General features: G+C 58.0%; 9 protein-coding genes. All 9 read right to left on the reverse strand.

All coding sequences use genetic code 11. The annotated features are described in order from the left end of the window. Positions 1–132: 132 nt before the first annotated feature. Positions 133–1,335, reverse strand: coding sequence for a VWA domain-containing protein (locus F1379_RS08415; protein ID WP_150268418.1), 1,203 nt, complete (start codon positions 1,333–1,335; stop codon positions 133–135). Continuing rightward, on the reverse strand, positions 1,332–3,674 hold the full coding sequence (locus F1379_RS08420) for a DUF5682 family protein (RefSeq protein WP_150268420.1): 2,343 nt from the start codon (positions 3,672–3,674) through the stop codon (positions 1,332–1,334). Before F1379_RS08420 ends, F1379_RS08415 begins: the two co-directional genes overlap by 4 nt. Beyond that, on the reverse strand, positions 3,671–4,780 hold the full coding sequence (locus F1379_RS08425) for an AAA family ATPase (protein WP_150268422.1): 1,110 nt from the start codon (positions 4,778–4,780) through the stop codon (positions 3,671–3,673). The genes F1379_RS08420 and F1379_RS08425 overlap by 4 nt, the downstream gene beginning before the upstream one ends. 46 nt (positions 4,781–4,826) lie before the next feature. After that, the gene (locus tag F1379_RS08430; protein WP_150268424.1) at positions 4,827–6,659 is read right to left on the reverse strand and encodes a HEAT repeat domain-containing protein; all 1,833 of its coding nucleotides are present in this window, start codon (positions 6,657–6,659) and stop codon (positions 4,827–4,829) included. A 43-nt stretch (positions 6,660–6,702) separates the two neighbouring features. Beyond that, on the reverse strand, positions 6,703–8,142 hold the full coding sequence (locus F1379_RS08435; RefSeq protein WP_150268426.1) for an SWIM zinc finger family protein: 1,440 nt from the start codon (positions 8,140–8,142) through the stop codon (positions 6,703–6,705). A 216-nt stretch (positions 8,143–8,358) separates the two neighbouring features. Next, positions 8,359–8,961: a response regulator transcription factor gene (locus F1379_RS08440; RefSeq protein WP_150268428.1), complete on the reverse strand. Its 603-nt coding sequence runs from the start codon at positions 8,959–8,961 to the stop codon at positions 8,359–8,361. Beyond that, positions 8,958–10,094, reverse strand: a complete 1,137-nt coding sequence (locus F1379_RS08445; protein ID WP_150268798.1) for a sensor histidine kinase — start codon at positions 10,092–10,094, stop codon at positions 8,958–8,960. The genes F1379_RS08440 and F1379_RS08445 overlap by 4 nt, the downstream gene beginning before the upstream one ends. Positions 10,095–10,241: 147 nt before the next feature. Next, positions 10,242–11,324, reverse strand: a complete 1,083-nt coding sequence (gene desA / locus F1379_RS08450) for a Delta(5) desaturase DesA (RefSeq protein ID WP_150268430.1) — start codon at positions 11,322–11,324, stop codon at positions 10,242–10,244. Positions 11,325–11,551: 227 nt separating this feature from the next. After that, positions 11,552–13,150: a response regulator gene (locus F1379_RS08455; protein WP_150268432.1), complete on the reverse strand. Its 1,599-nt coding sequence runs from the start codon at positions 13,148–13,150 to the stop codon at positions 11,552–11,554. Between the last annotated feature and the right edge of the window lie 10 nt (positions 13,151–13,160).

Consider the following 13,160-nt stretch of genomic DNA (forward strand, 5'->3'; position numbering starts at 1 on the left):
GGAAGTCCAAACATTCCCCGCAGTTACGACCTAATCTCTTGTGAATTTCAATAGTTCAATTTATATAGTTATAAATAAACATAGGCCATCAGGATCATGAACACCTGGCTATTCGACGGGGTGCAGCTCACTTTACAGCGCCCCCAGGCGCTTCGCCAGTCCGGCCAGATCCTGGCCCTTTAGAGCCCCTTCCACCAGGGCGGGCAGCAGCGCCGGGGTACAGGCAAAGCAAGGCGTACCGTCGCGGGTGAGCTGCGCCGCCAGCCGCTCGTCATAGGAAGGCTTGCCCTGATCCGAAAGAGCGAGGAGCGTCATGGTGCGCACTCCCGCCTCCCGCAGCTCGCGCATCCGCCGTACGAACCCGGCCTGATTGCCGTTCTCGTAAAGATCGGAGACGAGGATGAACAAGGTTTTGCGCGGCTCTTCGATGAACTGCTCGCAATATTTCACCGACTTGTGGATGTCGGTTCCGCCGCCGAGCTGGATACCGAACAGCATATCGACCGGATCATCGCCGCACTGCTCGGTCAAATCGACGATTTCGGTATCGAAAGCTACCACCCGGGTATTCAGCGCCGGTATGCTCGCAAAGATGGAAGCGACAATCGAAGCCCAGATGACCGAATCGGCCATTGAACCGCTTTGGTCAATATCGACGATGATCGTCCATTCCTTGCTGCGGCGCGAGCGGTCGAAATAGTACAGCCGTTCAGGGATGACAATCCGCCGCTTCGGGTCATAGTTCTTCAGATTTCTGCGGATCGTCAGCTTCCAGTCCAGGCCGCTCAGGGAAGGCAGCGGGGAATGCTGCCGCTTGTTCAGCGCTCCGGTAACGGCCTGCCGGATATCGGTCTCCAGCAGCTTGACGAGCTCATCCACAAGGGACTGCACAAGCATACGTGCCGTATCTTTGGTCTTCTCGGGGATCTTGCCTTTCAGCGACAGCAGCGTGCCTACGAGTGCGATATCCGGCTTCACCGAAGCCAGCAGCTCCGGCTCCAGCAGCAGCTGTTTCCAGCCCTTGCGTTCCATCGCATCATTCTGGATAACGGACACCACATCGTCGGGGAAGAGGCTGCGGACATCGCCGAGCCACTTGGAGAGGTTCACGGCGCCGCGCCCGCTGCCCGCGCCTTTGCTCCCGGCAGGGGCTGCGCCGGATTCCGCCTCTCCGCCATAAATTGCCGCCAGTGCGGCATCCATAATGCGCTCCTCTTCTGTAAGCTCCACCACACCGCCGGGAGCCTGCTGCGACAGCGACGCTTCGGCCTCCTGCCCCAGAATCAGCCGCCAGCGCGCCGCCGGCTGGAATTTCTGCTCTGCATTATTGCTCATAACAAATCATCGAAGTCAAAATCGTCCAGCTCATCCAGCATCTTGGCTTCCTCCTCCTTAAGCTCGCCGGTCAGCAGCTCGGCAGCCGCCTCGGCATTAACTCCCCAGATTTCGCCCAGCAGTTCGGAAACAAGTGTCTTCTCGCGCGGGGTGAAGGTGCTGAACGCCCGGCGCAGGAATACCAGCGCCCGCTTGAACTCTTCATCATCCAGGAGGTTGATGTAATCATTCAGCTGCTCCCACAGGCTCATCCGCGACAATAGAGCATAACGCCCGCGCATGGACAAGCCCTCGAACCAGCCGGCGCCCAGATCAGCCGGACTGCCGGGCGACAGCCGCCGGGAGACCTCGGCGGAGAGGGCTCCAGCGTCCATGCTGCCGCGCTCAAGCAGAATGGCACAGGATAATCCCGAGAGGCGCGGATTGCGGTCATCCCGCTCGGCCAGGGCCAGCAGCTCCCGCAGCCAGAGCGCATCGTCCACTGTCCCGCCGTAATCCAGCGAGACGGCATTGAGCTCATTCATCGCAGCTATCATGCTGCCCGCCGCTTCGTCGTTGCAGCCTGCCGCTTCCGTCAGGAAGAGGCAGGCTCTTGTAAACAGCTCCGTCAGCAGCGGCAGCAGCGGTGCGGTGTCGACTCTGCGGATGCCGCCGAAGCCAATAATGGCGGCCAGGTCACGCGCAGCCGCAGCTATTCCGACCACGTCGCGGCTGTCAACGGCGAGCATCTGAAGCACCCGGATGGACTCCTCCATCTGGGCGGTCATGCCGCAAAGACAGGCTGTTCGGATTAATCCGGAGGCTTCCGCAATGGTCCGGCACTGCTGGAGCTTCTCCCGCAGCGTATAAGCAGCTGCGACTTCCACCGTTTCACCCAGCAGCGTCGCTTCCACGACCTGAATTTCCACTTCTGGTGACCATTGCAGCACCCACTCTTCCGCCCAGGTGGCGGCATCCTGTCTCGTTGGCCGCAGCTGGGCAAAGGCGATCCCAAGGAAGCGGAGCCGGTGCAGCAGGACCGAGCGGTGCAGGTCCAGGTAAGCGGCTTCCTCACCCGCAGCCCGGCGGTTCTCGCGCAGATCGAGCAGCAGCTCGCCGGCGACCGTGCTCTTATACTTCTCCAGCTTGTAGCGCTTCAGCAGCCGGTTCAGGTCATCCTGAATCGGCGTCTGGCTGACGCCCTCGGCCAGATTGCCGATCGCTGTGCCCACATCAACCCGGGCCAGCGCCTCGGAGATTGGGGCCAGCTCACCGTGGCCCAGCAGCGTCTGAGCGGCGTCCCGCAGGTCACGTAGCGTTGGGGCGCTGCCGCCGTGCAGCGCAGCCAGCGACTCCGCCAGCCGCACGGCTTCAATAACTTCGGCTGTGGAGCGGTGCGTTCCTGCGCCGCGTACATAACCTGCCACTGATGACAGGTACAGGTGCGGCAGGGTATCCAGTCTGCCGGCCTCCATCATTTCCCACATCAGCTGGAAATAATGCGGAGCCGCATTGCCCGCGCCGTATCCCGACATTGTCGAGAGCTTGTAATAGGAATAGGGCATGAGCGTCAGCTTCGTGCTGCGGACAGGCAGCGTCTGCAGCTCCTCATCGCTGATGGCTTCTGCAGGCGCGGCCAGCGCGGCGGCATGGTAGGCTCCGCACACCACGACAATTTTGTCGGGATCATGTCCTGCTGCAATCTTGTCGTTGATCTTGCGGCGCATATACGACTCTCTGAGCGCATTGTAAGCATATTCGAGCGGCTGCTCCTGCTGCTCCCGGCTCTCGGATAGCTCACGCATCTCCCCGGAGAACGCGGAAATCGCCTCCCTGTAGGCACCGCTGCTCAGGTTATGCTCGTAATTGCGCTCCCAGTACATATCGTAATCACATTCGCCGGCCAAGGCGGCAATCCGGCTGTACAGCGATTCCTCTCCGGAGGCAGACTCCGGACTCACCGGTTCTGCAGCGGCAGGCTCTTCATTCCGGCCGGCTTCCCCCTTGCGGGCCATCATGTCCTGAAATCCCAGGGTCACCGAGGATGGAAGGTCGATGAACGACGCGTCCGCCCCGTGCTCCGCCGCCCATTTCATGGCCTGATACTCCGGAGAGTATACGGCAAACGGCCACAGGACCGTACGGACGGGCAGCGTCTCCGTAAAAGCGAGAATAGCGACCGGAGGCTTGGTCTGGCGATGCGTCAAATGGCGTATCTCACTGTCCGCATCGGACGGCCCCTCGATCAACACGGCGGTCGGCTGAATCTCATCAAGGGTCTGAAGCAGATGCTTGGCGGCGCCCGGTGACAGATGCCGCACCCCGAATATGTTAACACTCGCTCTGGCATCCGTGATCACTCATTCATCTCCTTACAGGCCTGATACAGGCCGCGCCACTCCGTTCCCCGTTTCTTCATGACATTGTCCAGATATTCCTTCCAGACCAGTTTGTCCTTGTCATCGTCTTTGACAATGGCCCCTTGCAGTCCTGCGGCCAGGTCGCTGTCGGTCAGTTCGCCGCTGCCGAAACTGGCCGCCAGAGCCATACTGTTTGTCAGGAGCGAAATCGCTTCGGCTGTAGAAATCACGCCGGCCGGCGTCTTCACCTTCTCCTTCTTGTCGAGCGTCATTCCGCTGCGCAGCTCGCGGAAGATCGTTACGACCTTGATCAGCGCCTCGTCAGCCGGAACGGCGGCCTGCAGCTCATACGAAGCGGCAATCTCCGCCACCCGCTTCTTGACAATGGCCATTTCCGTCTCCAGATCGGACGGGGCTGGCAGTACAATAATATTGAAGCGGCGCTTCAGTGCCGCAGACATTTCATTGACCCCGCGGTCCCGGGTATTGGCGGTGGCAATAATCGAGAAGCCTTTGCGGGCGCTGGTCTCTCCCCCCAATTCGGGAACGGAGATCGTCTTCTCGGATAAAATAGAGATCAGTGCGTCCTGAACCTCCGAAGCGCAGCGCGAGATTTCCTCGAACCGGGCGATACCGCCGGCCTCCATGGCCCGCATGATCGGGCTGCGGACCAACGCCTCCGGAGTCGGACCGTTCGCCAGCAGCATCGCATAATTCCAGGAGTAGCGGACATGCTCCTCACTGGTTCCCGCCGTCCCTTGCACCACCAGCCCGGAATGGCCGTAAATCGCAGCGGCCAGGTTCTCCGACAGCCAGGACTTCGCCGTTCCCGGCTCGCCGATCAACAGCAGGGCGCGGTCCGTAACGAGGGTGGCAACCGCCATTTCGATCAGCCGGGTATTGCCGATATATTTGGGGGTAATCTCTTTCTTGCCGGCTTTGCCGCCTGTAATGAACGTAAGCACCGCACGGGGCGACATTTGCCAGCCTGCCGGTATCTTGCCGGTATCAGCCTTGCGCAGCGCCTCCAGCTCCTCACGGTACAACACCTCCGCCGGCAGCCGCAAATAGCTCTCTTTCTCCTGCTGCTCCTGTCCTGTTGACATGTACACCTCTCCTTTTTAATGGCTTCTGCTTCTTCTGATCAACAGCTCAGGACTTTGCCTTAAGCTGCTGCAGCACATATTCGAGCTGTTTCCTGGCGTCGTACTGGTAACGCGGCAGCAGCGCTTCTATACGGCCGGCATAGCTTGCCGGAAGTTCCAGCAGCATTCCGAAGAGATAACGGTCGAAGTCATACGGCCGGTAATATTTCTTCTCCTGCTCCAGCAGCAACACCAGCTGCTCCAGCCTCTCGTCCAGCGGCATTCCCGTCCGCTCCAGCCCCTGAAGCAGAATAGGCACCATTTCATTCCGGTCGCGCTGCTCCAGGCTATTCAGATGCTGCAGGAGGAAATGCTGCGCCTTGGGTTGGCCCGGGCGCGCAAAGGCGGACACCAGCTTCAGCGAGCCTCTCGCCAGCAACCAGTCCAGCCAGCGCGGGTCCCATGTGCCGAGCTCTTCTTCACTGGGCATAATATATTCAGCGGAATGCTGGAGGCCGGAGCCCTCCCATATCCGTTCTACCTGCGTCCATTCCCGGCGCAGCACAAGAACCTCTATGGCTCCCAGTAATACTTGCTCGCGATGGACCTTCTTCTTGGAGCCTAGACTTTTCAGGACGTCCAGCTGGGAACCGGTAAACCTCTGGTACAATTCAGCGGGAGCCAGCAGCCGGCGCGCCAGATGGAAATGCTGATGCGCATAGACGACATGCTGAAGCTCCAGCTCCTGCAGAATCGGCAAATCCTCAAAAGTGCCGTTCTCCTCCACATATCCGGCAGCCCGATTAACCAGCGATGAACTGCCCACAGGCGCGAACAGCTGGAAATTGCGCAGCACATACCGGTAAGCCTCCAGCAGCTCCGGGCTGTCTGAAGCACGCAGGGCTATTATGAAAGGCTGCAGCTTGCTCCACAGCTTCTCGCTTTCCTTGGCATCCTTGGGCGTAATTTCAACCTTAAGCAGCTCTTGGTGGAACAGCGTTGTCAGCCGATCCGCCAGGGCTGTACTGACCATGCCGGCTACCGCCTCGGCCGCCGCTTCCCGGTCCTTCCCGCCAAAAGCCTCCATGATCCGGTCTTCGCCCTCCTGTGATCCGCCCGCCGCCAAGGCTGCGTATGCGGCTTTACGAATGGAGCTGCGGGATTCCCTGGACCATTCCAGCAGGTGGGGCAGGGCTTCGGCATCCCCCGCTAGGAACTCCATGGCTGTCGTCCGAATGGCCTCTTTGCCTTCCTTAGCCGCCGTAAAGAGCAGTTCCTTCCACCCGGAACCGCCGGCTGCACCGATGACCTTCAGCTTGCGCACCTCGCTCTTTCCGCCCTGCAGGTCAAGCTGTGCGGCGAGAAGTCCGGCGATGCCCGGGCCGTAAGACGGCAAGAGGGTCGCCGCTGCATAGTCGGCAATTTCCGAATAGGGATCGTCCAGCGCCCGGATCGCCAGCGGCAGCAGCCGCAAATCCTGAAAGGCGCCTTCCTTGAACGCCTCCACTACAATTTCATACCGCCCGCCGCCGGTGGTCGTCAGCGCCTCGCGGATCGGCGCCAGCCTGCGGTAAGACAGTGTAGTCCCGGCGTTCACCGGATTCGCGGCAATCGGCCCTGGCTCTCCGTCCGGTGCGGTAGCCCCCTGGGTGTACAGCACCGATTCCAGGAGCAGTGCCAGCTCCTGCAGCTTAACCGCTGACGGCTCTGCAGCGTCTGCCGGCTCCACCAAAGCGGCTATTCCCTCTCCAAGCCGCTTAAATACCGCCGAGCGCTCGCCGAGCTGGCGGAATTGCGGCAGCAGCCGCTTCAGGCGGAAATCCCCTGCCGCCAGATCGCTGCCGGCGATGTACAGCCTTCTCGTCTCCTGGTGAAGTTCTTGCAGCAATGTTGTACTCACATGTTCTCCTCCTCTTGATCATGGTCCGGCTTCTATAACAATGTCAGTACAACAGCCTGTAAGCCTGCCCATCCTTGAAGACCGTCAGCGGCTGGGCAATAAGCCGATTGTTATCCGGATGATGATGGAACATCACCAGCAGTGCGCATTCCCTGAGCACCCCTTCGGGCAGGAAAGGCAGCAATTCCACCGAGCCTTCGGCCAGCGGATAAATATCCTCAAGCACAATGCTCTGGCCCTCGCTGTCTGTTGCTGCATATTCTCCACTCTCTGTAACGCCGACGGAAGCCGCGTGCAGCAGCAGCACCGGACGCTTGTCGCCGAGCGGAGTCTTCAGCTGCTGCTTGACCTTCTTGACCGCATCGGTATAGGAACGGTGTGCCGCACCGGCAATGGCCAGATAATCTTCTGCCCCGGCGCTACGGATCGCCATCTCTTCGTAACGCACGCGCGTATTCATGTCGCCCGGGTAGACGTATAAAGAAGCAATTTGCGCAACATCGAAGAAGCTGTCTTCTTCCCGCATATGCTTTGCCGCTTTGTAAGGCCGGTAACTCACGGTTTTGTGGATATCTGCTGAACCAAGGTCCAGCCAGTATCCCTCATCTACAAATTCTTCGCGGGCCAGGTCATTATAGCTGTAGAAGGCCAGCTGAATCAGCTCCACATCATTCTTGACCCGGCCGAAGGCCTTCAGCTCGGACAGCTGCCAGGCGTGCCCCAGCCATTCGTCAATCGTTGACTCGGGGTCCAGCGCCAGCTCCGGATCTTCAAGACGTGCGTTCAGATGTGTCCGGCCTTTACGAATCAGGGCGTGGATCACCGTCAGCTGTTCCATAAGATAGGAATAGCCCTCCTCACTGGCTTCCCCTTCTGCAAGCAGAATCAGCAGCCGCCGCAATTCGTTCTGCGCTCCGGGCAAATAATAGTTGCCCAGCTCTTTGACATAACCCTTCAGCTCCTTCATCCTGCCCGCATCCACTGCCGCCAATCCGCCGCGCACAAGCGCCAGCGCCAGCTTCTCGAGCTGGTCCAGGCCCTCCAGCTGGGCCAGCATTTTTTTGCGCAAAGCCGATTTATTGACCTTCTTCGGCTTGCTCTCCGCACCGCTCTCTTCCTGCTTCGCCTTGTTCTCTTCCCGCTTCTCCGCCTTCTCCCGCTTCGCGGAAATGTCCTCGGGAACATCCGCTACCGTAAATTCCCTGCCCTCGGCATAGGCATACAGCAGGCCCAGCGCATGCTTGCAGGGAAATTGGCGGCTCGGGCAGCTGCAGCGGAAGACCGGCTTCTCAGGTGCAATGAAATCCGCCGAACAGCTGTAGGGCTGTTTGCCGCTTCCCGCGCACTGGCCGAACAGCAAGTCGCCGGATTCCGAACGGTGCAGCTCAGCAAAGCTGTTCTTGCGCACCAGATTCTGGCCGTTCTTCGCCGCAGCCGAATTCGGAGCCAGCGAATCCACATAGGTTGTTGTAATGTCTGGCAATGTCTTTCCTCCCGACTGGAATGAAAATGATGAATATAAGAGCACATGTTTGCCTTTCATCTTAGCAAAAATAACCTTCGATTCCAATTCTATTACCCGCATAGAGGCTAAAATGATAACAAAGGCCCAGAAAGTGATGTAAGGTTTGAAAGGGCAGCGGACCTGCAGCATTCAATAACAAAAAAAGAGCAGCTTCCGCCGCTCTTCCCTGACCTTTTATTTAAACCAGCCCTTCTCCTTGAACCGCGTGATCGCTTCGATCCGGTTGCCGACATCCAGCTTATCCAGAATCACCGAGATATAGTTGCGGACCGTACCTGTCGTAATAAACAGCTGGCTCGCAATCTCCTTCGTATTCTTGCCGTCGGCGATGAGTCCCAGCACTTCCTTCTCCCGTTGCGTCAGCGGATTCGGCTCACTGCCGTAGGCTTCCTCCAGCAGCTCCGGCGCGTAGAGCCGTCTGCCGGCCATCACGCTGCGGATCGATTGCGCCAGTTCCTCGCTGGGGCTGTCCTTCAACAGATAAGCGTCCACGCCAGCCTTCATCGCCCGCTCGAAGTAACCGGCCCGGGCGAAGGTGGTGAGGATCATGATTTTGCAGCCGCTGCCCTTCAGTGCTTCCGCCGCCTCCAGACCGCTCATGCCCGGCATCTCAATATCCATAATGCAGATGTCCGGCCCCAGTTCCTGCACCAGCTTCACCGCTTCCGCGCCGCCAGCCGCCTTGCCCACGACCTTCATGTCCTCCTCCAGATCGAGCAGCGAAGCAAGCGCCCCCAGCAGCATACGCTGGTCCTCGGCAATGACGATCTTGATCATGGATGATTCCCTCCCGACTCCGGTCTCATGGCTACAGGCACTTTGAAGGCAATGGAGGTTCCGGAGGTCCCGGCAATCTCCAGTGATCCGTTAACGAACTCCAGCCGCTCCCGCATGCCCTGCAGACCATGGCCCTTATAGTAAATATGACTGCCTTCAATCCCTTTTCCGTTATCCTGCACCCGGATAATCACTTCTGTCTGTGAATCCTCGATAATGATCCTGCAGCAATCAGCTCCGCTGTGCTTGACCACGTTGTTAATCGCTTCTCTCAGACACATCCCCAGCACGTTCTCCGCCACCAGCGATACATTCTTCAGCCGCGGCTCCCCCTCAAGCTCCAGACGGATTTCCGCCGCCGCCAGCAGCTGAGCAACCCGCACCAGCTCATCCTCCAGCCGGATACCGCGCATCTGGGTAATCAGCTCCCGCACTTCCTTAAGCGCGGTGCGCGCCGTCTGCCGGACATCGTTGATTTCAATCCGCGCCTGTGCCGGATTCTTCTCGATCAGTTTCGCGGCCAGATCACTCTTGAGCCCGATCAGCGACAGCTTTTGTCCGAGGGTATCATGCAGATCCCGGGAAATCCGCTGCCGTTCCTCCATAATCACCAGCTCCGATATCCGCTTGTTCGCATCCTCCAGCTGTCCCTGCAGCTTGTCCTGGTTGTTGCGGTTGTAGGTCGTTGCCGGAAGCAGGACCACCGCGATGATGCTGACCAGCACGAACGGGAGCTGCGATATGAACACCGGATTGCGCGTAATCAGCTCATAGTTGATCGCCACGATTGTCGTCAGCAGATGGATCGAATACAGCGTAAAGAAAGCGATGCGGTTCTGCAAATTCCCGATGAAGAAGGCAATGAACAGCGCAAAGTACATGTAACCGAACAGCAGCGTCATCGTTATCGAAATGACCAACTGCACGCTGGTCCAGAAATAGACCACCCATCCCTTCGATTTAAAGGCCAGCACGTAACAGGCAAAGAACATAATAATCATGATGATGCCGTAAATCCAGCGGTCTACCGAGGAGGAGCGGAAGATGGAATAGAAGGGCAGGATATAGAATACGACCCAGACATAAGGGCTGAGCCCTGTGCTTTTATGAAAAATATGATGCCATTTCTGCATGACCGCCATCCTCTTCGCCAGCAAATTTCTACCTCCATCTTAACATAAACCTTCCCGCCCCAGGCAATGCGCCCGCTAAACTATTCTCTTATAAAATAAAAAAGCGGCTCCGGAAGAAGCATTAATTCCGGTCCGCCTTCTAACGGATCACTTGCCCAGGTTACTAACCTCGGCTGTCCGCGGGGCTGCAGACACAGGTCTGGAAGATACCGTCTGCTCCCGCCGTACTCTGCTTCTGTGCTCCCTGAAGCCGATAAACCGCTTCTCTTCCTCATCCCACAGCCGGAAACGGAGCGCGCTCAGACTCGTGCGGAGCGTAATCGTTGTGGCCTTTTGCAGCGGGGTGATATCGTCATGGGCCTGCTCCAGCCGGTAATTGGGAATCTTCGGGCTTAAATGATGCACATGGTGAAAGCCGATATTGCCGGTGATCCACTGCAGGAGTACCGGAAGCTTGTAATACGAGCTGCCCTCGACCGCCGCGTTGACATAGCTCCACTCTTCCTCATGCTCGAAATAAGTGTCCTCGAACTGATGCTGCACATAGAACAGCCATATGCCCAAACAGCCCGAGACAAACACAATCGGCAGCTGCACCAGCAGGAAAGCCTGCCAGCCGATGGCCCAGATGATCACCGAGTACAATGCGACAATGTAAATATTGGTCAGATAGGTGTTGATGCGTTCCTGGCGTTTGGCACTGCGGACATTGAAACGGTATTGAACGACGAATACCGCAATCGGGCCGACGGCGAACAGAACCAATGGATTCCGGTACACTCTGTAGCAGAAGCGTTTCCAGGCACTTGCCCCCGCATATTCGTCCACTGTCATAATCCAGATATCGCCGATGCCTCTCTTGTCCAGGTTACCGCTGCCGGCATGATGAATCGAGTGGCTCCGTTTCCATTGCCGGTAGGGAACCAGTGTGAGCACTCCGGTGAAGGTCCCGAGTATATCGTTGGCCTTGCGGCTCTTGAAGAACGAACCGTGGCAGCAATCATGAAAGATGATAAAGGTGCGGATGACAAACCCGCCCGCCACAATTGCAAGCGGAAGCGTAAGCCAGAAGGATACCTGCAGGCTGAAATAAGCGGCCAACCACAGCACAAAAAGGGGAACCAGCGTATTCATGATTTGCCTGATGCTCGACTTGCGGTCTGTCTGTTCGTAAGGCTTGGCGCTCTTCTTCAGGCTGGTGAGCTTGACGAGATCTTTGGTATGAGTCATGGCTGTACCTCCAGGGCAGCTCCGGTGAAGGAGAGGATTCTTTATTCCAGTATATAGAACGGGTGTCACACCCGACAGGCATAAACATCAAGGTTAGAAGTATGACATTTATCACTATGCAAATTCATCACTTCTATTTAGCAACAAAGACTAATATTAGTAAAAAACAAAAAATCCTTTACAGACCGTCCTGATCAGGCCGGTGTCATAAAGGATTGCGGGTGCGGTTACTGGATCTGCTGGGCATGCTCTTCGCGGTACTCCGACGGCGTCTTCCCCGTCGCCTTCTTGAAGACCTGCGTGAAATAACGCGGGTCCTGGTACCCGACCAGCGGCGCTACCTGATATACCTTTACATTGCTGTTCTGCAGAATGTATTTCGCTTTCTCCATCCGGCAGTAGGTGACATACTCCAGAAACGTATATCCGGAGATTTGCTTGAACAAGCTGCAGAAATGGCTGATCGACAGATCGGCAAATTCCGCCGCCTCCTCGATGCTGAGGTCACGGTGGTAATTGGCCTCAATGAAGCGCTTGGTCTTCTCGACCACGCTGCGACCGTCTTCGCGGGTATCCGATCGGTTGCTACGGTCCATCCATTCCCTGAATTCCGTCTTGACCGCCTCGATCATCTCAGCCAGTGTGCCAAGCTGATGCAGCCGGCTCAGCAGACCTTCCAGCGGCCACTCATCGTGCAGATTGAGCTGTTCAATCTGGCGGAAGAGCACGACGACCATCTCGATGATGATCCGCTCCGCCAATTCCTTCTCCAGCGCCTGGGCTTCGATGAAGCAGGACATTTCGTCGAACAGTACAAGCATCCGTTCCATATTCAGCGTGCGGATGCTCTCGATCAGCGACTGCTCCAGCTCCTTCGGATATTTCACTTCCCGGCCCTGCGCTTCCGGTGTCTCCTCCTCGATGAACACGCCGGCCTGACCGGAATAGAAGCGCTGGTACAGCGCCTTCGAGGCCTGCGGATACACCTTGCTCAGCTGGTCAATGCCGTGCGTACAGCGGCTGATCCCGACCGAGCAGGCCAGCTTGGAATAGCGCCGGATACCGGCGATCAGCTCCTCGCCCAGCTCCCGCTTGCTGGTGCCGAGGCTGCCCGGGAACAGCAGCACCCATTCCCCGTTGTAGAAGGGGAACACCGACAACGCGCCGTTCGTCAGCGACCATTCCTCCAGAATGTTGCGCACGGCGAACAGCCACAAATGCTTCTCCTCCGGACTCCATTTCGCCGATAATGCGGCATAGTCGTCCAGACGGACGACGGCCATGAAATACTCGCCCTCCAGCTCGCTGTTCTCCAGCCACCGCAAATGCTGCAGCGGACGCGGATTGCCGAGCGTGAACTCGGCGAACATCCGCTCTCTGGCCAGCGTGGACAGCATCTGCACGGAATGCAGCAGCTGCTCATTCTCCCGCTGCTTGTCAAGCTTGGTCCGGGCCCGTTCCAGCATCTCGGCCAGCTCGTCATGGTCAATCGGCTTCAGCAGATAATCGAACGCGCCGAGCCGCAGCGCCTCCCGTGCATATTCGAACTCGCCGTACCCGCTGATAAAGATGAAGATCAGCCGGGAGACGCGCGGCAGCACCTCCTTCATCAGCGCAATGCCGTCGATGACCGGCATGCGGATGTCGCTGATGATAATATGCGGCGCATGCTCTTCAATCAGCCTGAGCGCCGCCTCCCCGTTCCTGGCTTCGCCTACGATGCTGAGCCCCAGCTCCTCCCAAGGGATCGCTACCTTTAAGCTGCGGAGAATAATCGGTTCATCATCCACCAGCAGAACCTTGTACTTCTCTTGACGCTCACCCATTTGAGACCCT

Source organism: Paenibacillus tepidiphilus (assembly GCF_008635795.1).
GTDB classification, from domain to species: Bacteria; Bacillota; Bacilli; order Paenibacillales; family Paenibacillaceae; genus Paenibacillus_AQ; species Paenibacillus_AQ tepidiphilus.

What these genes read in the sequence shown, in the direction of transcription:
- F1379_RS08415 (WP_150268418.1), bottom strand. Translation starts at nt 1,335, where the DNA reads ATGAGCAATAATGCAGAGCAGAAATTCCAGCCGGCGGCGCGCTGGCGG.
- F1379_RS08425 (WP_150268422.1), bottom strand. Translation starts at nt 4,780, where the DNA reads ATGTCAACAGGACAGGAGCAGCAGGAGAAAGAGAGCTATTTGCGGCTG.
- F1379_RS08440 (WP_150268428.1), bottom strand. Translation starts at nt 8,961, where the DNA reads ATGATCAAGATCGTCATTGCCGAGGACCAGCGTATGCTGCTGGGGGCG.
- F1379_RS08445 (WP_150268798.1), bottom strand. Translation starts at nt 10,094, where the DNA reads ATGCAGAAATGGCATCATATTTTTCATAAAAGCACAGGGCTCAGCCCT.
- desA (WP_150268430.1), bottom strand. Translation starts at nt 11,324, where the DNA reads ATGACTCATACCAAAGATCTCGTCAAGCTCACCAGCCTGAAGAAGAGC.
- F1379_RS08455 (WP_150268432.1), bottom strand. Translation starts at nt 13,150, where the DNA reads ATGGGTGAGCGTCAAGAGAAGTACAAGGTTCTGCTGGTGGATGATGAA.